We start from the raw sequence: 21,757 nt of genomic DNA, 5'->3' as shown, positions 1-21,757 counted from the left end.
AACTTTATTGATATTTACTTATGAAGCCAGTTGTATTAAGATTGAATTGTGCGAAAAAAGTTACATAACGTCGCTTTACTAATTATTCAGAGGGGGAAAAAAGATGGCTAATCAGGATATTTTTCAATCGAAAAAATCTTTTGAACTTGAAGGTAAACGCTATCATTATTATGAATTAAAAGCACTTGAACAAGAGGGTCTGACAAACATCTCCAAGCTGCCATATTCGATTCGTGTACTTTTAGAATCTGTATTACGTCAGTATGATGGCCGCGTAATTAAAGAAGATCATATTAAAAACTTAGCAAATTGGGGATCAGAGGATGTAAAGGATTCAGAAGTTCCTTTCAAACCGTCCCGTGTTATTCTTCAGGACTTTACCGGTGTGCCGGCAGTTGTTGACCTTGCTTCACTGCGTGATGCTATGTCTAAAATGGGTGGTTCTCCGGATAAAATCAATCCTGAAATCCCAGTTGATCTGGTTATTGACCACTCTGTACAGGTAGATAAGTATGGTACACCTGATGCGCTTCAGGTAAATATGGACCTTGAATTTGAAAGAAACGCTGAGCGTTACCAGTTCCTTTCTTGGGCACAAAAAGCATTTGATAATTATCGTGCAGTACCACCTGCAACAGGTATCGTTCACCAGGTAAACCTTGAGTACCTTGCCAATGTAGTTCATGCAATTGAAAACGCTGAAGGCGAGACGATTGCTTTCCCTGATACACTTGTTGGTACTGATTCTCATACAACAATGATCAACGGTATTGGCGTACTTGGCTGGGGTGTTGGTGGAATTGAAGCTGAAGCAGGCATGCTTGGACAGCCTTCATATTTCCCGATTCCGGAAGTAATTGGCGTACGTCTGACGAATGAGTTGCCTCAAGGTGCTACAGCAACTGACCTTGCACTAAAAGTAACTCAAGTGCTTCGTCAAAAAGGTGTAGTAGGTAAATTTGTCGAGTTCTTTGGCGACGGGGTTGCGAACCTTCCGCTTGCTGACCGTGCAACGATTGCCAATATGGCACCTGAATACGGTGCAACTTGCGGATTCTTCCCGGTAGATGAAGAATCTCTTAACTACATGCGCCTGACTGGCCGTGAAGATAGTGATATTGCAGTAGTGAAAGAGTATCTTCAGCTGAATGATATGTTCTTTACGACTGATAAAGAAGATCCGACTTATACAGATGTTGTTGAGCTTGATTTATCTAAAGTTGAGCCGAATCTTTCAGGTCCTAAGCGTCCTCAGGATTTGATTCCATTATCAGCAATGCAAAAAGAATTCCATAAAGCACTAATAGCTAAAGAAGGTGTACAGGGATTCGGACTTGAAAAAGAAGAAATTAATAAAGAAGCAGTTGTTGAATTCAGCAATGGTGATGTTGCACCTATGAAGACAGGTGCAATTGCAATCGCTGCTATTACAAGCTGTACGAATACATCTAATCCTTATGTTATGCTGGGTGCAGGTTTAGTTGCGCAAAAAGCAGTTGAGCTTGGCATGGAGGTTCCTAAATATGTGAAAACTTCATTAGCACCTGGATCTAAAGTTGTATCAGGATATCTGCGCGATGCGAACCTTCTTGACCCGCTGGCGAGTCTGGGCTTTGATCTTGTAGGTTACGGATGTACAACGTGTATCGGTAACTCAGGTCCGCTTCTTCCTGAAATTGAAAAAACAATTTCAGAAAGTGACCTTCTTGTGTCATCAGTCCTGTCAGGTAACCGTAACTTTGAAGGACGTATCCACCCATTAGTGCGTGCTAACTATCTGGCATCTCCACCGCTGGTTGTTGCTTATGCACTTGCAGGTACAGTAGATATCGATCTTCAGAAAGATCCAATCGGCAAGGGTAAAGACGGACAGGACATTTTCCTTAAAGATATCTGGCCGACTACTGAAGAAGTGAATGAAATTGTTAAATCAACTGTCACACCTGAACTGTTCCGCGAAGAGTATGAGCGTGTGTTTGATAATAACGAAAGATGGAATGAAATTGAGACGAATGATGATGCGCTTTATGCATTCTCAAATGACTCAACTTATATTCAGAATCCTCCTTTCTTTGAAGGATTGACTGAACACCCATCTGCAATTGAAAAGCTTGCTGGTCTGCGCGTAGTTGGGAAGTTCGGGGACTCAGTTACAACTGACCACATTTCTCCGGCTGGTGCGATCGGTAAAGATACACCGGCAGGGAAGTACCTTCGTGAAAACGGTGTTGAAATCCGTGACTTCAACTCATACGGTTCACGACGCGGTAACCATGAAGTAATGATGCGTGGTACATTTGCTAATATCCGTATCCGTAATCAGATTGCTCCTGGAACTGAGGGCGGTTATACAACGTACTGGCCAACCGGTGACGTTATGGCAATCTATGATGCATGTATGAAATATCAGGAAGATAATACCGGACTGGTAGTACTTGCTGGAAAAGACTATGGAATGGGTTCTTCCCGTGACTGGGCTGCAAAAGGTACAAACCTTCTTGGAATTAAGACTGTCATCGCAGAAAGCTATGAGCGTATTCACCGTTCAAACCTTGTGTTTATGGGCGTTCTGCCACTTCAGTTCAAGAAGGGTGACAGTGCTGAATCACTTGGATTAACAGGTAAAGAAACGATTTCTGTTAATATTACAGATGACGTTAAACCGCGTGATATTCTGACAGTAACTGCAACTGATGAAGATGGAAAAGTAACAGAATTTGAAGTACTTGCCCGTTTTGATTCAGATGTGGAAGTTGATTATTATCGTCACGGCGGAATTCTGAGAATGGTTCTTCGTGATAAATTAACTGTATAATGACTAAATCCGACAGTGTAACAGCTGTCGGATTTTTTTCTGCAAAATAATTATAAAATTTAAATAATTCAGTTTAAATGAAGTTGTATTGTGACATACTGATAGTAGGAGGTGAAATTGAATGAGAGTGAAAGGAAAGTCATTTCAGGAATTGCTGGCTGAGAATCGATCTGACATTAAAAAGGATCCTGTGAAAATGGATCGGATTGAGGAAAGATTGGAGAAAAGATGGATTACATGGACTGAAAAAAGTTAATCAGATCGCATTCTGTCCAGTCAGGATAGGGTGCTTTTATTTTTGATCTCTTCATTTTTTCGTTATAATAAAAGAATATACAGATGAAATGAGGGTTCTGCATGCTCGTTGCACAAAAAGAAATAGAAGTACGCTATGCTGAAACAGATCAAATGGGTGTTGTCTATCATGCTAATTATTTAGTATGGATGGAAATTGGACGAACATCATTAATTGAAGAAATGGGATTTAAATACACTGATATGGAAGAAGAAGGGATTCTGGCGCCTGTCATGGATATCAATATTTCCTACAAGAGTCCTGCAAAATATGGAGACGATGTCACTGTACATACATGGATTGATCATTATGATGGATTGCGGACACATTACGGGTATGAAATCCTTTTGGCAGATGGAAAGGTTGCTGCTACGGGATTAAGTAAACACGTTTGTGTTAAAAAAGATAACTTCAGACCGGTATTAATCAGAAAGTATTTTCCTGAGTGGCATGAAGCATGTAAAAAATATAAAAAGCTGTCTGATATGCAGGAGACCAGACCTTAATGGCATTCGGACTTAAAAGACAGGAGCTTATTCAGTGGAAAAAGGATATTGATAGAGGAAAGGTTGCTTTTATCACGCACTATTGGCTGGATGATCGTTTTGGCGACATGAAGACAGTAACAAAGGTTGGAGCTAAAGATCTTGGAAAACTCTATGACTGGGGCAGGCAGTATGGTTTAAAAAAAGAATGGATTCACATCCGTGAAGATGGCTACTCCCATTATGACCTTATTGGCAGGGTTCAAGTTGAAATTTTAAAGGCAGAAGGAATGCAGGAGCAGATGAATCGGTTCAATATAAAATAAAAAACCGCATTTCTGCGGTTTAAGACTTTTTATATTCATATTCAGGTCCTTCGAGTTTTTCATCATATGTTACATGAAGATCATGCCCGTCAAAGTACCATAAGTCACTTTCTTCAACGAAAAAATGTATCCCGTCTTTTTCAGTTTCAGCAGCAGGTTCGCCAGGTTCATCTTTGGCTACGCCAAGTGAGAATCCTTCCTGTACAGCACTGGATCCGCCATATTTCGCAAAGAACCTGACATGGGCACCTTCTTCAATCAGCATTTCATTTTTAAACCATTCAAGCGCATCGTCTGTTACGATTATATTCATCGGAAAATTCTCCTTTCGGGGCTGTTATCACTTAACAGCTGTTAGGTTTGTCCCTATTATAGATGAGAAAATTTCCTGTGACAAAGAAAGGGTGTTATCATGGAAAAAAATCTTTTTACGTGGATTGGTTTATTTATTTTTGGAGGACTTGTATTACAGGTTTTTATTCAGCTTGAATCAAAATATTATGTGGAGGCGCTGATTTCACTTGCTGCAGGTGCTCTTATATACTCCGGCCTCATCATGTTAAGCCGTAAAAATCGCAAGGCCTGGCTGTTGAGTACAAGTGTACTTGCCGGTGCAGCAATTGTCATGATTTTTTTATCACCGCATTTATTTTCTCATTAGTAAAACCGCGACACAGTTGTCGCGGTTTTACTACATCCATTTTATTTTTGGTTCAGTTTTATTTTTGATTCGTGCGATATTGTCTTTATGTCTTATCACAATAAAAATTGACATTACACCAACAATTAGTGTTAAAAACAGGTCATTAGTAAAAACAAGGCAATAAATGATTCCGAATAATGCTGCTGACATGGATGAAAGTGAAACGTATTTTGAAAGCTTCAGGACGATTAAAAATACGAGCACTACCAGTACAAATAAAATTGGTGCGTATCCAAGGACTACACCTGAAGAAGTGGCTACCGCTTTACCGCCTTTAAAACCGGCGAATACTGGAAAGATATGACCAATGACTGAAGCAACCCCTGCAATCAGCATTAAATCCGGCAGTCCTGCTAGGAGAGGCAGCAGTGTAGCAGCCGTTCCTTTTAAAATGTCAATCACAGTAACAACAATTCCCGCTTTTTTACCTAATGTTCTGAAAGTGTTGGTTGCACCAAGGTTTCCGCTGCCGTAGTTTCTGATATCTTTTTTATAAAACATTTTCCCAATCCAGAGACCGGACGGAATAGAACCGAGTATGTAAGCAGCTATAAGTATAAGACCAATTTCCATAATAAATTCTCCTTATAATATGTATGAATACTATTATATTATCATGAAAATACATTGAGAAAATAAACTTTTCGTCATTCTCAGCTTTTGACTGCAAATAATTCGACAGATCCTGACTTAAAAGAGTTTATGAAATTTGGACCAGGGAATGTAATAATAGATATAGGAAGGGGTAGATCTATGATAGTTTTTAAAAATGTATCAAAAACATTTCCGGACGGAACGGAAGCAATCAAAGACATGAACTTACATATTAAAGAAGGTCAGCTGGTTGCACTTATCGGTCCAAGCGGATGCGGCAAGACAACGACGATGAAAATGATTAATAGACTGATCAGCATCACATCCGGGACGATTGAGATAGATGGCAAAGACACAGCTGATGTAAAAGAAGTTGAACTCAGAAGAAGTATAGGCTATGTCATTCAGCGTATCGGATTATTCCCGCATATGACAATTGAAGAAAATGTAGGATTGATACCTAAGCTGAAAGGTAAAAAGAAAGCTGAATATCAGGACAGAGTTAATGAGCTGTTAAACCTTGTAGGGCTTGATCCTGATACTTATAAAAAGAGGTATCCATTAGAGTTAAGCGGAGGCCAGCAGCAGCGCGTAGGAGTTGTCAGAGCACTTGCTGACGAGCCGCCTATTATACTGATGGATGAACCATTCAGTGCACTTGATCCGATCAGCCGTGAGCAGCTTCAGGATGAATTAAAGCAGCTTCAGCTGAAAATCAAAAAGACCATTGTTTTTGTAACACATGATATGGATGAAGCACTAAAAATCGCTGATGAAATTGTTTTATTAAGAGACGGTGTAATCCAGCAGATTGCTTCACCTGAACAACTGTTGCGCGAACCTGCAAACGATTTTGTCAGATCATTTATTGGAGAAGAACGGATACAGACATACCTCAGTGATCATTCCAGACAAAGTATCCACGCTTACATTGACAGAACCACAGAACCTCATCAGTCTGAGTACACAATTGATGCATCTTCATCGATCAAAGAAACTGTCAGATATCTGATTGCCAACAAAACAGACTCAGCTGCTGTAATTGAAAACGATAAAATTACTGGTTCTGTTCATAAAGATCGATTGCTTGCCGCACTCGCCGGTATCGATGAAGAGGAGGCGCTGCAGTGAATTTTTTTCAGACATTTATTGACACTGTGACTTCCCGTCAGGATCTGATCGTGGAAGCAACGCTTGAGCATTTATATTTATCGTTTACTGCTATTTTCATTGCCATAATAATCAGTCTTCCTCTTGGAATATTTATTTCCAGAAAGCAGAAAGTTGCAGAATTCTATATTGGTGTAACCGCAGTATTTCAAACCATACCGAGTCTTGCATTATTTGGTTTTTTAGTGCCGATTATGGGGATAGGTTTTGAAACAGCTCTGATTGCACTGATCATTTACGCATTACTGCCTATCCTGCGGAATACTTATACAGGCATTACAGGAGTAGATCAGGCAGTCATTGAAGCAGGCAAAGGAATGGGAATGACGGACCGTCAGATACTATTTAAAATAGAACTGCCATTATCCTTACCGTTTTTGATGGCAGGTATCAGAACTGCAACTGTTCTGACTGTAGGTGTGGCTACACTTGCAACTTTCGTTGGCGCAGGTGGACTTGGTGATGTGATCTGGAGAGGTCTTCAGTCTTATAACAACAGCCTTGTACTGGCTGGTGCAATACCGGTAGCACTGCTGGCACTGCTATTTGACTTTATTTTAAAAACGTTAGAGAAAAAGACGACACCTAAAGGGTTAAAATCATAATGAGGAGTGACAATATGAAACAGAAAAAAATGATCGCAGGAGCATCACTAATTGCCCTGTCAGGCATACTTGGTGCATGTGGAAGTGACAGCAGTTCAGGAGAGAGCAGTGAACCGATTATCGTTGCCGGAAAGCCATGGACAGAACAATATATTCTTCCACACATTATGGAACTATATATTGAGGGGAATTCTGATTACGAGGTAGAGCTTGAAGAAGGGCTTGGGGAAGTATCAATTCTTACACCGTCTTTAGAAAACGGCGATATTGATATGTACATTGAATACACAGGTACCGGACTTGAAGCGGTCTTAAATGAAAAAGCTGAGCAGGGGGAAAGTAGTGACTCTGTTCTTGAACGGGTTAGAGAAGGCTATGAAGAGCGTTTTGATGTGACATGGCTGGAACCATTGGGATTTGAAAACAGTTATACAATGGCATATAGAAAGGGCGAAGGTATCGATGCATCGACATACAGTGAATTAGCTGAAATCAGCAGCGACTTAACTTTCGGTGCTCCTCACCCATTTTATGAAAGAGAAGCTGACGGATATGATGCCCTTGTTGAAGCTTACGGCTTTGAATTTGAATCCGCTGAAAGCTTTGATCCAAGTATCATGTACGATGCTGTCAGAACAGGAGAAATTGATGTGATTCCGGCATTCACTACTGATGGTCGTGTCGAACGCTTTGATCTGGCCACTACCGAAGATGATAAAGGGTTTTTCCCTAAGTATGATGCTGTGCCGGTTGTAAGACAGGAAATTCTTGATAATTATCCTGAGCTTGAAGAGGTATTAAGTGGATTATATGGACAAATTTCAGCAGAAGAAATGCAGGAAATGAACGCAAAAGTAGACATTGATGGAGAAGATTACAGAACTGTAGCGGAAGAATTTCTAACAGGTAAAGGACTTATTGAAGAATAAGGAGTGTTTACAATGGAAAATCCTGATCGCAATGAAATCAGATCGATTCTGCAGCAGTCAAAGAAAATAGCTGTTGTAGGGCTCAGTGATAATCCGGCAAGAACGTCTTATAGCGTGTCAAAAGCCATGCAGGACGCCGGTTATGAAATTATCCCTGTGAACCCTATGATCAAAGAGGCACTTGGCGTTGAGGCGGTTTCAAGCCTTAAGGATCTGCCAGAGTCAGTGGATATCGTAAATGTATTCAGACGTTCAGAGTTTTTAAAAGAGCTCGCCGATGACTATCTTGAGACAGATGCACCGGTGTTCTGGACACAGCTTGATGTGATTGATGAAGAAGTTTTTCAGAAATTGACTGAAAAAGGTAGAAAAGTGATTATGGACCGGTGTATTAAAGTAGAACACAGTATTACACGTCCCTGATATGTGAGGCACTGCTTAATTGCAGTGCTTTTTTCTGTTATTTAACAAATAAATTTAAAAATAATACGGGTTGACATAATGAATTTATCTGATTGCATTTGAAAAGCCTGATAAAATAAGTATAGAATATGATGGGTACAATATTTATATGATATAATAAAGAAAAACGAACACCTGTTTGTATAGTTGGAAGGGGAATTTTAGTGGCTAAAAAAGCAATGATGGAATATAACGATGATGCCATCCAGGTGTTAGAGGGCTTAGACGCAGTCCGGAAAAGACCCGGTATGTATATTGGCTCTACTGATGCACGCGGCCTTCATCACCTTGTTTATGAGATCGTTGACAACTCTGTAGATGAAGCGCTAGGCGGATTTGGCAGACAGATCGATGTGAAAATACATGAAGATAACAGTATATCTGTTCGCGATTACGGGAGGGGTATGCCTACAGGGATGCACAGATCCGGTAAGCCTACACCTGAAGTAATCTTTACGGTACTGCATGCTGGAGGAAAATTTGGTCAGGGTGGCTACAAGACAAGCGGAGGTCTGCATGGCGTAGGTGCATCAGTTGTGAATGCACTTTCCGAATGGCTGGATGTCACGATTTACCGTGATGGCTCTGTTTTTAAACAGCGTTTTGAAAATGGAGGCAAACCGGTAACAACGCTTGAAAAGAAAGGTTCAACGAAAGAAACAGGAACGCTGATTCATTTTAAACCGGACCCTTCAATATTCAGTACAACTCACTTTAATTATGAGACGTTGAGTGAAAGACTGAGAGAAAGTGCTTTTTTGTTAAAAGGATTTGCGATTGAAATAGCAGATCTCCGTGATGATAAAAAAGAAGTGTTTCAGTTTGACACAGGTATTGAAGCTTTTGTTTCATACTTGAACGAAGAAAAAGATATTCTTCATCCGGTCGTATCATTTGAAGGGGAACAGGCTGACATAGAAGTCGAGTTTGCATTCCAATTTAATGACGGATTCTCTGAAACCATTCTTTCTTTTGTAAATAACGTCAGAACAAAGGATGGCGGAACGCATGAGGCAGGGGCTAAAACTGCAGTAACCCGGGTATTTAATGAATATGCAAGAAAAGTCAGTCTGTTAAAAGACAAAGATAAAAACCTTGAAGGCAGCGATATACGGGAAGGTTTTGCAAGTATTGTTTCGATCAGGGTTCCTGAACAGATCCTTCAGTTCGAAGGCCAGACAAAAGGGAAACTTGGCACATCGGAAGCTCGTTCTGCTGTTGATGGAGTGGTTGCAGGAAAACTGCTCTATTTCTTAGAGGAGAATCCTGATATCAGTTCAATGCTCATTAAAAAAGCAATCAGAGCGCAGCAGGCAAGAGAAGCAGCAAGAAAGGCTAGGGAAGATGCCAGAAACGGAAAAAAGAGAAAAAAATCTGATACGATTCTTTCCGGAAAGCTTACACCTGCCCAATCAAAAAATGCTGCAAAAAATGAACTCTACCTGGTTGAGGGGGACTCAGCAGGCGGTTCAGCCAAGCAGGGACGCGACCGTAAGTTCCAGGCGGTATTGCCGCTGCGTGGTAAGGTTGTTAATACAGAAAAAGCAAAGCTTGCTGATATTTTTAAGAATGAAGAGATCAATACAATCATTCATGCGATTGGTGCAGGCGTGGGACCAGACTTTAATCTTGATGATGTGCAGTATGACAAAATCGTGATTATGACTGATGCTGATACTGATGGTGCACATATACAGGTACTTCTGCTGACTTTCTTTTACCGTTACATGAAGCCGCTCGTGGAAGCAGGGAGAGTTTATATTGCCCTTCCGCCACTTTATAAAGTAAGTAAAGGCTCAGGTAAGAAAGAAGTCATTGAATATGCGTGGACTGATGATGAACTGGGCAGTGTAACCCAAAAAGTTGGTAAAGGATATACGCTCCAGCGCTATAAAGGTTTAGGGGAGATGAACCCTTCACAGCTCTGGGAAACAACGATGGACCCTGAAACCAGAACATTAATCAGAGTCCGGATTGATGACGGTGCTCGAGCGGAACGAAGAGTAACTACACTGATGGGAGATAAAGTAGAGCCCAGAAGAAAGTGGATTGAAGCTCACGTAGAGTTTGGCCTTGAAGAGAATGAAAATATTCTTGAAAATGAACAAATGATGACATCAGAGGAGGAATAATTAATGACAGCGACAGAACGCTTTCAGGATCTTCCTCTTGAAGAAGTGTTAGGGGACAGATTTGGCCGTTACAGTAAATATATTATTCAGGAAAGAGCATTGCCTGATGCGCGGGACGGTCTAAAGCCCGTTCAGCGCAGAATTCTCTATGCGATGCATATGGAAGGTAATACACACTTAAAAGGATTCAGAAAATCTGCAAAAACAGTCGGGAATGTGATTGGTAATTACCACCCTCATGGAGATTCCTCTGTTTATGAAGCCATGGTGAGAATGAGTCAGAGCTGGAAAGTAAGAAACCTTCTTGTTGAGATGCATGGTAATAACGGAAGTATTGATGGAGATCCCGCTGCAGCGATGAGATATACAGAGGCAAGACTCTCAGCTATATCAACTGAACTGTTAAGAGACATTGAATCAGATACAGTGGATCATATTTCAAACTTCGATGATACTTCTGAAGAGCCGGTTGTGCTTCCTGCTAGATACCCGAACCTGCTGGTAAACGGCTCTACTGGTATCTCAGCCGGTTATGCGACTGAAATTCCACCACACCATCTGGGCGAAGTAATTGATGCTGCTGTAATGAGAATTGAAAAACCTGACTCGACTGTTGAAGATCTCATGACAGTTATAAAGGGTCCGGATTTCCCCGGCGGAGGTATTATTCAGGGTGTTGATGGAATTAAAAACGCCTATGAAACTGGAAAAGGGAAAATTGTCATTCGTGGAAAAGTGGATATTGAAGATATCCGTGGTGCGAAACAGCAGCTGGTGATTACAGAATTACCCTATGAAGTAAATAAAGCCGTTCTAGTAAAGAGAATGGATGAATACCGTGCCGATAAGAAGGTGGAAGGTATCGCCGAAGTAAGAGATGAAACGGATCGTACAGGTCTCAGAATCGTAGTTGAGTTAAAAAAAGAAGCAGATACAAGTGGTGTGCTTAATTTTCTTTACAAAAATACAGATCTCCAGGTTCACTATAATTTCAATATGGTCGCTATTCATAAAAAACGCCCAATGCTAATGGGGCTTCGTGATCTGCTGGACGCATATATTGGACATCAAAAAGAAGTAGTTACGAGAAGAACAAAGTATGACTATGACAAAGCGATGAAGCGCAAGCATATTGTTGAAGGATTAATAAAAGCACTTTCAATTCTTGATCAGGTGATCGAAACAATCCGTGGATCAAAAGATAAAAAAGATGCGAAAAATAATCTTGAACAGCAATACGCATTTACTGAAGCGCAGGCTGAAGCGATCGTATCCCTTCAGCTATACCGCCTGACAAATACTGATGTAACCGCACTTCAAAAGGAATCTGATGAACTTGATAAAAAGATCAGTCAGCTTGATGCAATTCTGACAAGTGACTCAAAACTGATGTCAGTCATCAAAAAAGAGCTTAAGGGTATCAAAAAGCAGTACGAAGATAACAGACGCTCTGTAATTGAAGACAAGATTGAAGAATTGAAAATTAATATGGAGGTCCTGGTTGCGAGTGAAGACGTAGTAGTGTCAGTCACAAAAGATGGTTATATTAAGCGTACATCACAACGATCCTACGCAGCGTCTAATGGGCAGGACCTTGCGATGAAAGAAACTGATAAGCTTCTGTCACTGCTGAATATTAATACGACTGATTCGTTGCTCTTATTTACTAATAAAGGAAACTATATTCATTTTCCTGTGCATACACTGCCTGAAATCAGGTGGAAGGATCTCGGTCAGCATTTTTCTTCAATCGTTTCTTCAGATAAGGATGAAGAAATTGTTCATGCTGAAGGCGTAAAAAGCTTCGAGCATGATTCACTGATTTTTATTACCAAAAAGGGAATGGTGAAAAAGTCAGAATTGAAACTGTACAATGCGCAAAGAACAGCGAGAGCGCTTGTTGGTTTGAATGTGAAAAAAGACGATGAACTCATCGCTGTACACAGAACTGATGGGAATCGTACATTGATGCTTGGCACGCATTATGGATACGGACTACGCTTTAAGGAAGAAGAAGTGAGCATGGTGGGTCAGCGTGCTGCAGGCGTAAAGGGTATAAAATTAAAAGATGGTGATTATGTAGTATCGGCTTTTATTGCAGAAGACGATGATCATCTTCTTGCGGTAACTCAGCGAGGAGCCGTGAAAAAGATGTCAGCTAAAGAGTTTGATCTGGGAACTAGAGCAAACAGAGGGCTGATTATGCTGAGGGAACTGAAGAAAAACCCTCACAGACTTGTGCAACTGTTTAAAATCGATGTGGATGATGAATATATGCTTGAGACTGACAGGGGAATACGCACGTCTGTCACACCGGTAAAGCTGCGTCCAAATGACAGATATTCAAATGGTTCATTTATCATTGATGAGGCAGAAAAGGGAACTGTGATAAAGACATGGAAAACGGCCGCTGCCATAGATGTTTAAAATACGGTTAATATTGGGAATGGAAGAGGGACTAGCCTTCTTCTATTCCGTTTTTATTTGTAAAACTTTAGCTGTGTTATAGGTAAAGTTGTTTTCGTACAGCCGGAGTGTAAATTTACAGCAAACTTTAACAAAGAAATTACTTTAAAAGGGGGAATCCATTTGGAGACGCTTCATTTTATTTCTATTATTGACAATGCAGCGACAGCGATTAACGGTATTTTATGGGACTACATATTAATTATTGTATTAATTGGCTGCGGACTTTACTTTACAATCAGAGGGCGCTTCTTACAATTCACCTCATTTGGTGACATGCTCAAACTGCTAACAGAAAAGACCACGATCTCTTCTAAAGGGAGAAAAGGAATATCTTCTTTTAAAGCATTCACAATTTCGACTGCATCCCGCGTTGGTACTGGAAACCTGGCCGGTGTAGCAACCGCTATCGCTCTTGGCGGACCGGGAGCAGTGTTCTGGATGTGGATCATCGCACTGGTTGGTTCTGCTACAGCATTTGTGGAATCTACTTTAGCACAGGTTTATAAAGTGGATGACGAGAAGGATGGATTTCGTGGCGGTCCGGCTTATTACATGGAAAAAGGACTCAATGCAAGATGGTTAGGTATTATATTTGCTATAATCATTTCCATCACATTCGGACTGGTATTTAATTCAGTCCAGTCCAACACAATTTCTCTGGCTTTAGAGGGCTCATTTGGATGGGATAGACAGATCGTAGGACTTGTGCTTGTTGTACTTACTGCAATTGTTATATTTGGCGGGGTTAAACGTGTAGCCGCAGTAACTAGTATTGTTGTACCGATTATGGCCATTCTTTATATATTGCTAGCATTGTTTGTTCTTGTTACGAATCTGGATCTTGTATTCCCAATGTTCCAGATCATTTTCAGTAATGCTTTTGGTTTTACTGAAATTGTTTCAGGTGGTATTGGTGCAGCGATCCTGAACGGAGTTAAAAGAGGGCTTTTCTCTAATGAAGCAGGTATGGGTAGTGCACCGAATGCTGCTGCAACAGCAGGGGTTACACACCCTGCCAAGCAGGGACTGATTCAGGCACTTGGTGTTTTTGTTGATACAATTATCATTTGTACCGCTACAGCTTTAATCATCATTATGTCTAATGAATATCTGAATGGCAGTGATGGTATTCAGTTAACTCAGGATGCGCTTGCTTATCATGTAGGGGACTGGGCAGCAGGATTCATCAGTGTTGCAATTTTCCTCTTTGCATTCAGTTCAATTGTAGGGAACTATTATTACGGTGAAACAAATATCGAATTTATCCGTAATAATATGCTGTATGTTAATATCTATCGATTCATCGTGGTCGGTATGGTCTATTTTGGAGCGGTTCAGGAGTTTGGGGTTGTATGGAATCTTGCTGATGTATCAATGGGTACGATGGCGCTGATTAACTTAATTGCGATCTCAATAATGGCACCGCTCGCTTTCAAGGTCTTACAGGATTACAATAGGCAAAAGAAACAGGGACTCGATCCGGTATTTTATAAAAACAGTATTCCTAATTTGAAAAATACTGAATGCTGGGATGACGGTCCTGAAAAAGAATAAAATTAAATCGGCCCGACCTTCGCTTGTAATGAAGGTCGGGCCGATTTTTATGAGTCTGGACCTGTAAAAGAAAAATATTAATGAATTAAAATTTACTTGATTCCTTATTTATCGTAAACTCATCTGCAAGGGCTTCATTGACTGAGTGCTCAAAGCCCTGAAGGTCACTGCGCTCGACAACAGGATCAAGTTGATTCCAATCAACATATCTTACAAAATATTTTTTGCGGATTCGTGACAGGTACACAATAGAGTGAGGGAATTCTTCAAAATAAGCCCTTACTCTTCCGCGCCCTGCATAACTCCAGCGAATAAGATTCATGTTCATCACCATTCATAGTGTAGCACGAACAAGTGTACGAATGAAGAGGAAATGTAAAGGAGCGTTTTTAATGAGTGAATTATTTTTTGTATATGGTACGTTAAGAAAACATGGAAGCAGAGATGCTATTTTGAAAGATGAACAGCTGGTTGCTTCCCAGGCATGGACAAAAGGAAAATTGTTTTTAGCCGGTAATCTCGATCCAATTTTGAAAATAGAAGAAGATGAACGTTCTTATGGGGAATTATATGAAGTCAGCTCTCAGAAGAGTGAAGAATTAAAAAAATTATTCTCATTGAGTGGTGATCTGATGAAAATTACAGTCATTACTGACCACCTCGGTGAACAGACCGCATATACCCATATAGCAGATCATCAGACTGAACTGAAAGAGGAAATCCGTTTTAATGACTGGCTGATACACATGGAGATGGACCGTCCGATTCAATATTATTTTGCCTATGGCTCATGCATGGATGATGAACGGTTCCGGCTTGCGAAGGTAGACCATCTATTTTTGAACAAAATAGGCGGCGGGAAAGTAGACAGACTGGAAATGAATTATTCATTGAGTGTTCATGATGGCGGAAGAGCAAATATCATTGAAACAGGTGGACAGGGTGAAGGTGTCTTATATAAAGTAAACCAGAATGCTGTGGAATATTTATTTAAACGTGAAGGAGTCGACAGTGGGATGTACCGTCCTGCAATGGTTGATGTAACGGTTGATGGGATTCATTATCACAAATGTATTACCTTTATCGTACTTGATCCAGTTGATGAAGCTGCACCACCACTGCATTATGCCACTGAAATTATCAGAGGTTCAAAAGGTGTAGTCAGTGATGAATATCATAGCAAGCTTATGAATGACTTGATGAAGAAGTTTAACCTTGAAATTAAGCTGGACAAAAGCTGATAGTAAGCCCCTGTAAATGCTCAAAGCATTTACAGGGGCTTTTTATATAAATTTATAATTTATATAGGAAAGAACTAAACTCTTACATTTAAATATCCCGATATTCCGTGTTCTGCTCTGTTGAGAAGGCAAAATTCGGATTTATACGAAATCTCACCCCTTTGATAACGCTTTCACTCCCTTTATCTGCTTCTAACTCACTACCTTCAAGTTTTCCCTTGCGTGTATATCCCTACGTGTTACGATAATACTCGTGATTAAAAAAGCGAACAAAAAACCGAACAATACATTTGAAAATAAACGTGAAAACAAAGGAGATGGGCACATTGAGTAAAGATTTAAGAGTCGCATTTATCGGAGCAGGAAATATGGCAGAGGCAATGATTTCAGGGATTGTTAAAACTGGAACATTAGAGCCTCGTCAGGTAACTGCAACAAACAGAAGTAATGCGGACCGTTTACTTGAACTTCACAATGAGTACGGCATTCAGGGAATTATGAGGGATAAATTACAGCTTTCTTCATATGATGTGATCTTTATGGCGATGAAGCCAAAGGACGCTGAAACTTCATTAAGATCAATTAAAGATCATATCAGACCTGATCAGGTTGTGATGAGCGTACTTGCCGGCATCTCTACTGAATTTATGGAAGATAATCTGAACGAAGGACAACAGGTCATCCGGGTAATGCCGAATACGTCAAGTATGCTGAGAGAATCTGCTACAGCGATCTCACCCGGACAAAACGTGACGATGAAAAACGTAAAGCTGGCTAAAAGCTTACTTTCGTCAATCGGTGAAGTCTATGTGATAGAAGAAGATCAGATGGATCTATTCACAGGAATCGCCGGTAGCGGACCAGCTTACTTCTACTATTTAATGGAGCATATTGAAAAAACTGCTGAAGCGAATGGAATGGATGTTAAGCAGGCACGTGAAATTGGTGCCCAAACGATTCTTGGCGCAGCGAAAATGATGATTGAACGTGAAGAAACACCAACAGAATTAAGACAAAATGTAACATCACCAAACGGTACAACTGCTGCTGGTCTGGATGCACTGAATGAAAATGGCGGTGGCAATGCGATTAAAGCAGCAATTGAAGGTGCAATGAACCGTTCAAAAGAGATAACAGAACAAATGGCTAAAGTAACAGTACAGTAAATGTAACGACCAAATAGATATTGAAATCTTTAAATCAGGAGTGATAGCATGACATCGGATAATCAAAAGAGAGTCGTAATTAAAATTGGAAGCAGTTCATTGACAAGTTCATCAGGTGATATCAGCCGCAGAAAGATTCAGCGTATTACAGATCAGGTAGCTGAACTGAAAGATGACGGGCATGAAGTTGTATTAGTATCTTCAGGTGCAGTCGCAGCGGGATACAGAACGCTTGGGTTTGTTAACCGCCCATCATCTTTACCTGAAAAACAGGCAGCGGCAGCTATCGGACAGGGCCGTCTGATTGAAACGTATTCTGAGTTATTTACTTCTCACGGATACGCAGCTTCACAAATCTTAATTACACGCAGTGATTTCTCCGATGAAACACGCTATAACAATGTCAGAAATACAATTAACGTGCTGCTCGAGCGTGGTATTGTTCCGATTGTAAACGAAAATGACACTGTGACAACTGACAGATTAAGATTTGGAGATAATGATACATTATCAGCAAAAGTTGCAGGGCTTGTGGATTCAGATCAGTTAGTGATTTTATCTGATATTGACGGGCTTTATAACGATGACCCACGTAAAAACCCTGATGCTGAATTGCTGAAAGAAGTAACTGAAATCACACCTCAAATTGAGGATATGGCTGGTGAACCAGGTTCAGCTGTCGGCACTGGCGGTATGCGATCTAAAATTGACGCATTTAAAATCTCCATGGCATCAGGAATTCCATCATTCCTGGGTAAAGCCGGTGTGAAAAACATCATCGTGGAAGCAGTCAATGAAACTGCACGCGGAACGTATTTTGAACTTGAAAAGATCGATATCAATCTTGACCGTAAACGCCAGTGGATTGCATTTAATTCAGGGCCTGAAGGTGAAATTCTGATTGACAAAAATGCTAAGGATGTAATTGTGAATGAAAAAGGCAATCTGCAGCCTAGTCAGATCTATCAGATCAACGGATATTTTAAAAAGGGAAGCGTCGTACGCATCCTTGATACTGACAATAATAAACTTGGTCTTGGAGTAGTAAATTATTCATCTAAAGATCTTGAACAATTCCAGCTTGAACAGACTAATCAAAACGCTGAAGCAGCCATTAACAGTGAATCCTTTGTATGTGAACTTGATGTAGCGATTCCACTTGGCGTCTAAAATGAATAAATGAATCAGATAAATCGAAATAAAAAACTCTCAAGGAGTGGTTAGATGACTACAATGACAAAAGTGAATGTAAAACAACAGGCACAGGCAGCTCAGAAAGCATCTAAAGAACTTGGACTACTATCTACTGAAACAAAAAATAAAGCGCTTCTCACAATTGCAGACCATCTTGAAAATCATACAGCGGCAATTCAAGAAGCAAATGAAAAAGACCTTTCTAATGGGCGTGAAGCAGGCTATGATGCAGCTTATATGGACCGTCTTGCACTCGATGAGAATCGTGTAAAAGATTTTGCTGAAGGGCTGCGCCAGGTAGCTAAGCTTGAAGATCCTTCAGGTGAAGTTACAGATGAGTGGACGCTTGAAAACGGACTGAATGTTCAAACCATACGAGTGCCGCTTGGAGTGATCGGAATGATTTATGAAGCCCGTCCAAATGTAACTGCTGATGCAACAGGTCTGGCACTTAAATCAGGTAATGCAATTGTGTTAAAAGGCGGTTCTTCTGCAATCAATTCAAACCGTCAGATTGTCAGCGTAATGAAAAAAGCACTTGATGAAACTGAAATTTCTTCTGATGCTGTTCAATTTATCGACAGCACTGATCGTTCAGCTACTGAAGAGCTGTTTACAATGAAGGCACACATTGATGTATTAATTCCACGCGGAGGCGGGAAACTGATCTCAGCAGTCGTGAATAATGCGACAGTCCCTGTACTTGAAACAGGAGTAGGGAACTGCCACATTTATATTGATAAGGATGCGGATGCTAAAAAAGCAATGGCAATTTTAGTGAATGCGAAGACTGACAGACCTGCAGTATGTAATGCAGCAGAAACAGTGATTATTCATGAATCATTTTTTAAAGCTAATCAGGATTTAATCATTGATACGTTAAAAGAAAATCAGATCAGTGTATATGGTGATGATGCAGCTGTTTCAGCTGTACCTGGTGCCAAAAAAGCTGAGCATGACCAGTGGGCGAATGAATTTTTAAGTCTTGATATCGCGATGAAAATCGTTTCAGATGTAGACGAAGCAATTGCTCATATCGATGAGTATGGCACAAAGCATTCTGAAGCCATTGTTACTGAGAATGAGGAAACAGCTAAGCGATTTAAAGGCATGGTGGATGCTGCAGCAATTTATCAGAATGCATCTACACGTTTCACTGATGGAAGTGCCCTTGGATTCGGCGCAGAGATCGGCATATCTACTCAGAAGCTCCATGCACGTGGACCAATGGGGCTGCCGGCATTAACAACAATTAAATATGTGATGACAGGTAACGGTCAGATCCGGTAATACAAATAAAAAAGCAGCCACAGCGGCTGCTTTTTTTAATGCTCGTATTGTTCTTCCTGTTTCCCCGAATTCGTCAACTTGTATTTCAGTTCAAACAGCTTTTTCGTCAGCTTAGGAACCGGTCCATCAAAGAGCTTTTCTCTCCAGTATACATCAGCGGCTTTTTGGACTGCACCGGCTTTAACAGGATAGGTATAAACCATTCTGGACAATGTACCGACTTTCATCTTATTCTTCTTCGCAAATACAGCGAGCTGCATCCATTCACCCGCATCTGTACCTGCAGCGTGAGCCCCTAGAATATAGCCCTTTTTATCAGTAATAAATTTTACAAAACCTCTAGTTTCGTGTGCTGTAATAAAACGGTCAACTTTATTCAGATGAGCTCTGAAAACTTTATAATCGATATTCTGATCTTTTGCTTCCTGTTCTGTCATACCCAGATGAAATACTTCAGGAACAGTAAAGGTTACCCATGGTGTATTGCTGTGGTCAAGCTTGTTCCTTAGGCCGAATAACACGTTAGATACAACTGTTTTTGCCTCTTCACCGGCAGCATGTGTGAATGGAAGTGTATTAATTGTATCCCCAACAGCAAAAATATGCGGTCTGGAAGTTCTGAAGGTGGCATCAGTATGAATAAAACCTTTTACTTTTTCAACTCCTGCATTTTCGAGGTTAAGAGAATCGATCGCAGGTTTTCTCCCGGCAGCAACCAGGATCACATCAAATTCGTAATCTGTTTTCTGACCCTTTTGTTCTACTGTAAGAACGGATTTTTCACTCTGGTAGGCTGCGGTGATAACTTTCGCATTTAATTTTATTTCAAGTTCTTTTGATATTTCATTTTCCATGAACCTCGAAATATCCTGATCTTCCTTTGAAAACAACTTATCTGCTCCTTCAAAAACAGTGACCTCAGAGCCGAGTCTTGAAAATGCCTGAGCCATTTCAAGTCCAACTGTACCACCTCCAATAACGCCGAGCTTACCTGGCAGGGAAGGTAACTCAAAAATCGATTCATTTGTGACATAAGGAACTGTCTCAATCCCGTCAATAGGTGGAATAACAGGTTTTGATCCGGTTGCGATGACTACTTTATCTGCATAAATGGATGTTTCATTATCAATATTAATGATATGGTCTGACTCAAAAGAAGCTTCCCCGAAATATACGTCAGCTCCAAGTTCAGTAAACCGGTCACTTCTGTCGTGAGACTGTATGGTGTCTCTTGCGTTATCAATGCGCTGCTTTACTTTTTCAAAGCTTAACTCACCGCTGATTGACAGTCCAAGCAGATCAGCTGCTTCATACATATCATGACTCATATTGGCTGTTTTAATTAAAGCTTTAGACGGGACACACCCAAAGTGAAGGCAGTCTCCTCCGAGTGAATCTCTTTTTTCAATTAATGCTACTTTTGCGCCGAGTGATGCCATACCGGAAGCTGCAGTCATTCCTGCAGACCCTCCTCCTATAATGACTGCCTGATACCTTTCCATCAAATCTCCTCCATATACAATTCGCGAATGGTGTTCATCCGCTTTTTATTAACGCCCATATCTGAATAGCCCACACGTGAAGCTGAACGGTAGTGAATCACCTTTTCTTCATCTGAAAACAGAAAATCAATGTCATCCTTAAACTTGAAAAATGATGAGGTTGCAATCGCATAGACCATGTGATCATTCTCATTCTTAATAACGATGTTGTTCATTGATTCAAGAATGGATTTAATTCTCTTTTTTGATTCTTCTTTTGAGCCTCTGTAAGGGAAGGGCTCCATCCGTTTATCGTCATGATCTGTCTGCGTTGATACATTGTTTGGTTTATCTTTCAGAGGTAAAAGCTTTCCGCTTTCTAATCTGTCATTCAGGTTCATTTGTCTCTCTCCTTGTATTATAATGTTGACCTAAAAAGAAATAGCCTCTCTGATGAACGATCGGCAGGTCATAGATTGAAAATGCAGCCCCATTTAAATGTTTTGGAATATGAAAACGCAAAAGCTCTTTTCGAGGACCACTTTTAATTTCAAATGTATAGGTTAAATCCCCTATAAAACCGTTTTTTGGGACATGTTCAATTTCTACTACATACTTAGGGTTTAATTCACCAAGTGCTCTTGTCTCTTCAGCTGTGATTGGCTGATGATATGCTTCTATCTGTCCTGAAACAGTATAAGAAAGCTGGTCGATTTTACTATCAGACTGATTGATAAAGCAGACGCTGTAACGATATCCTTCATAGTTGCTCGGCCTTGTGTCGAGTACAGCCATGAACCATGGGTCATTGACCATTATTTTGTGCCTCCTCGCGTGCGCTTCTAA

General features: G+C 40.5%; 22 protein-coding genes. 16 read left to right on the top strand and 6 right to left on the bottom strand.

Annotated elements, in window-relative coordinates; translation table 11 throughout:
- The first annotated feature begins 103 nt into the window (after positions 1–103).
- The 4 genes from acnA (at position 104) to JOD21_RS14350 (ending at position 3,921) form a co-directional block, all read left to right on the top strand.
- Positions 104–2,815: an aconitate hydratase AcnA gene (gene acnA / locus JOD21_RS14365; RefSeq protein ID WP_204730281.1), complete on the top strand. Its 2,712-nt coding sequence runs from the start codon at positions 104–106 to the stop codon at positions 2,813–2,815.
- A 121-nt stretch (positions 2,816–2,936) separates the two neighbouring features.
- A complete protein-coding gene (locus JOD21_RS14360) occupies positions 2,937–3,071 on the top strand; it encodes an FbpB family small basic protein (protein ID WP_204730280.1) in 135 nt (44 codons plus the stop codon).
- 101 nt (positions 3,072–3,172) lie between these two features.
- Positions 3,173–3,616: an acyl-CoA thioesterase gene (locus JOD21_RS14355; RefSeq protein ID WP_204730279.1), complete on the top strand. Its 444-nt coding sequence runs from the start codon at positions 3,173–3,175 to the stop codon at positions 3,614–3,616.
- Positions 3,616–3,921, top strand: coding sequence for a hypothetical protein (locus JOD21_RS14350; RefSeq protein WP_204730278.1), 306 nt, complete (start codon positions 3,616–3,618; stop codon positions 3,919–3,921). Before JOD21_RS14355 ends, JOD21_RS14350 begins: the two co-directional genes overlap by 1 nt.
- A 19-nt stretch (positions 3,922–3,940) precedes the next feature.
- Here the strand turns inward: JOD21_RS14350 and JOD21_RS14345 are convergent, their stop codons facing one another.
- Positions 3,941–4,234, bottom strand: coding sequence for a HesB/YadR/YfhF family protein (locus JOD21_RS14345; protein WP_204730277.1), 294 nt, complete (start codon positions 4,232–4,234; stop codon positions 3,941–3,943).
- A 99-nt stretch (positions 4,235–4,333) separates the two neighbouring features.
- On the opposite strand from JOD21_RS14345, the gene JOD21_RS14340 reads away from it, so the two are divergent.
- Positions 4,334–4,582, top strand: coding sequence for a hypothetical protein (locus JOD21_RS14340; RefSeq protein ID WP_204730276.1), 249 nt, complete (start codon positions 4,334–4,336; stop codon positions 4,580–4,582).
- A gap of 30 nt (positions 4,583–4,612) precedes the next feature.
- Here JOD21_RS14340 and plsY read toward each other — a convergent pair whose 3' ends face one another.
- The gene (gene plsY / locus JOD21_RS14335; RefSeq protein WP_204730275.1) at positions 4,613–5,197 is read right to left on the bottom strand and encodes a glycerol-3-phosphate 1-O-acyltransferase PlsY; all 585 of its coding nucleotides are present in this window, start codon (positions 5,195–5,197) and stop codon (positions 4,613–4,615) included.
- A gap of 180 nt (positions 5,198–5,377) precedes the next feature.
- Here plsY and JOD21_RS14330 point away from each other — a divergent pair, with 180 nt between their 5' ends.
- The 7 genes from JOD21_RS14330 to JOD21_RS14300 all read left to right on the top strand — a co-directional run bounded on the left by JOD21_RS14330 (position 5,378) and on the right by JOD21_RS14300 (position 14,539).
- Entirely contained in the window at positions 5,378–6,349 is a 972-nt protein-coding gene (locus JOD21_RS14330; RefSeq protein WP_204730274.1) for an ABC transporter ATP-binding protein, read from the top strand.
- Entirely contained in the window at positions 6,346–6,993 is a 648-nt protein-coding gene (locus tag JOD21_RS14325; RefSeq protein ID WP_204730273.1) for an ABC transporter permease subunit, read from the top strand. Before JOD21_RS14330 ends, JOD21_RS14325 begins: the two co-directional genes overlap by 4 nt.
- A gap of 14 nt (positions 6,994–7,007) precedes the next feature.
- On the top strand, positions 7,008–7,922 hold the full coding sequence (locus JOD21_RS14320; protein WP_204730272.1) for a glycine betaine ABC transporter substrate-binding protein: 915 nt from the start codon (positions 7,008–7,010) through the stop codon (positions 7,920–7,922).
- Between the two features lie 12 nt (positions 7,923–7,934).
- A complete protein-coding gene (locus tag JOD21_RS14315; protein WP_204730271.1) occupies positions 7,935–8,345 on the top strand; it encodes a CoA-binding protein in 411 nt (136 codons plus the stop codon).
- Positions 8,346–8,563: 218 nt separating this feature from the next.
- Positions 8,564–10,516 carry a DNA topoisomerase IV subunit B gene (parE, locus tag JOD21_RS14310; RefSeq protein WP_204730305.1) on the top strand — a complete coding sequence of 651 codons (1,953 nt, stop codon included), beginning with the start codon at positions 8,564–8,566 and terminating at the stop codon, positions 10,514–10,516.
- Between the two features lie 3 nt (positions 10,517–10,519).
- Positions 10,520–12,943: a DNA topoisomerase IV subunit A gene (gene parC / locus JOD21_RS14305; RefSeq protein ID WP_204730270.1), complete on the top strand. Its 2,424-nt coding sequence runs from the start codon at positions 10,520–10,522 to the stop codon at positions 12,941–12,943.
- A 180-nt stretch (positions 12,944–13,123) separates the two neighbouring features.
- Positions 13,124–14,539: an alanine/glycine:cation symporter family protein gene (locus tag JOD21_RS14300; RefSeq protein WP_204730304.1), complete on the top strand. Its 1,416-nt coding sequence runs from the start codon at positions 13,124–13,126 to the stop codon at positions 14,537–14,539.
- A gap of 85 nt (positions 14,540–14,624) precedes the next feature.
- Here the strand turns inward: JOD21_RS14300 and JOD21_RS14295 are convergent, their stop codons facing one another.
- Positions 14,625–14,861 carry a hypothetical protein gene (locus tag JOD21_RS14295; protein WP_204730269.1) on the bottom strand — a complete coding sequence of 79 codons (237 nt, stop codon included), beginning with the start codon at positions 14,859–14,861 and terminating at the stop codon, positions 14,625–14,627.
- 70 nt (positions 14,862–14,931) lie between these two features.
- Here JOD21_RS14295 and JOD21_RS14290 point away from each other — a divergent pair, with 70 nt between their 5' ends.
- The 4 genes from JOD21_RS14290 to JOD21_RS14275 all read left to right on the top strand — a co-directional run bounded on the left by JOD21_RS14290 (position 14,932) and on the right by JOD21_RS14275 (position 19,430).
- Complete coding sequence (locus tag JOD21_RS14290) at positions 14,932–15,780, top strand: gamma-glutamylcyclotransferase (RefSeq protein ID WP_204730268.1); 849 nt, start codon at positions 14,932–14,934, stop codon at positions 15,778–15,780.
- 317 nt (positions 15,781–16,097) lie between these two features.
- Positions 16,098–16,946 carry a pyrroline-5-carboxylate reductase gene (proC, locus tag JOD21_RS14285; RefSeq protein ID WP_204730303.1) on the top strand — a complete coding sequence of 283 codons (849 nt, stop codon included), beginning with the start codon at positions 16,098–16,100 and terminating at the stop codon, positions 16,944–16,946.
- A 48-nt stretch (positions 16,947–16,994) separates the two neighbouring features.
- Positions 16,995–18,116, top strand: coding sequence for a glutamate 5-kinase (gene proB, locus JOD21_RS14280; protein WP_041122572.1), 1,122 nt, complete (start codon positions 16,995–16,997; stop codon positions 18,114–18,116).
- Between the two features lie 54 nt (positions 18,117–18,170).
- Positions 18,171–19,430, top strand: coding sequence for a glutamate-5-semialdehyde dehydrogenase (locus JOD21_RS14275; protein ID WP_275579604.1), 1,260 nt, complete (start codon positions 18,171–18,173; stop codon positions 19,428–19,430).
- Positions 19,431–19,465: 35 nt separating this feature from the next.
- Here the strand turns inward: JOD21_RS14275 and JOD21_RS14270 are convergent, their stop codons facing one another.
- From JOD21_RS14270 to JOD21_RS14260, 3 genes are read right to left on the bottom strand one after another with little or no spacing between them, the layout of a single operon-like run.
- On the bottom strand, positions 19,466–20,932 hold the full coding sequence (locus tag JOD21_RS14270) for a dihydrolipoyl dehydrogenase family protein (protein WP_204730267.1): 1,467 nt from the start codon (positions 20,930–20,932) through the stop codon (positions 19,466–19,468).
- Entirely contained in the window at positions 20,932–21,312 is a 381-nt protein-coding gene (locus JOD21_RS14265) for a DUF1499 domain-containing protein (RefSeq protein WP_204730266.1), read from the bottom strand. The genes JOD21_RS14270 and JOD21_RS14265 overlap by 1 nt, the downstream gene beginning before the upstream one ends.
- The gene (locus JOD21_RS14260) at positions 21,299–21,727 is read right to left on the bottom strand and encodes a hypothetical protein (protein ID WP_204730265.1); all 429 of its coding nucleotides are present in this window, start codon (positions 21,725–21,727) and stop codon (positions 21,299–21,301) included. The genes JOD21_RS14265 and JOD21_RS14260 overlap by 14 nt, the downstream gene beginning before the upstream one ends.
- Positions 21,728–21,757: the final 30 nt, after the last annotated feature.

The organism is Jeotgalibacillus terrae (assembly GCF_016908195.1).
Classification (GTDB): Bacteria; Bacillota; Bacilli; order Bacillales; family Jeotgalibacillaceae; genus Jeotgalibacillus; species Jeotgalibacillus terrae.
The sequence above is the reverse complement of the archived record's forward strand: the minus strand, read 5'-3'. Positions and strand labels throughout refer to the sequence as shown.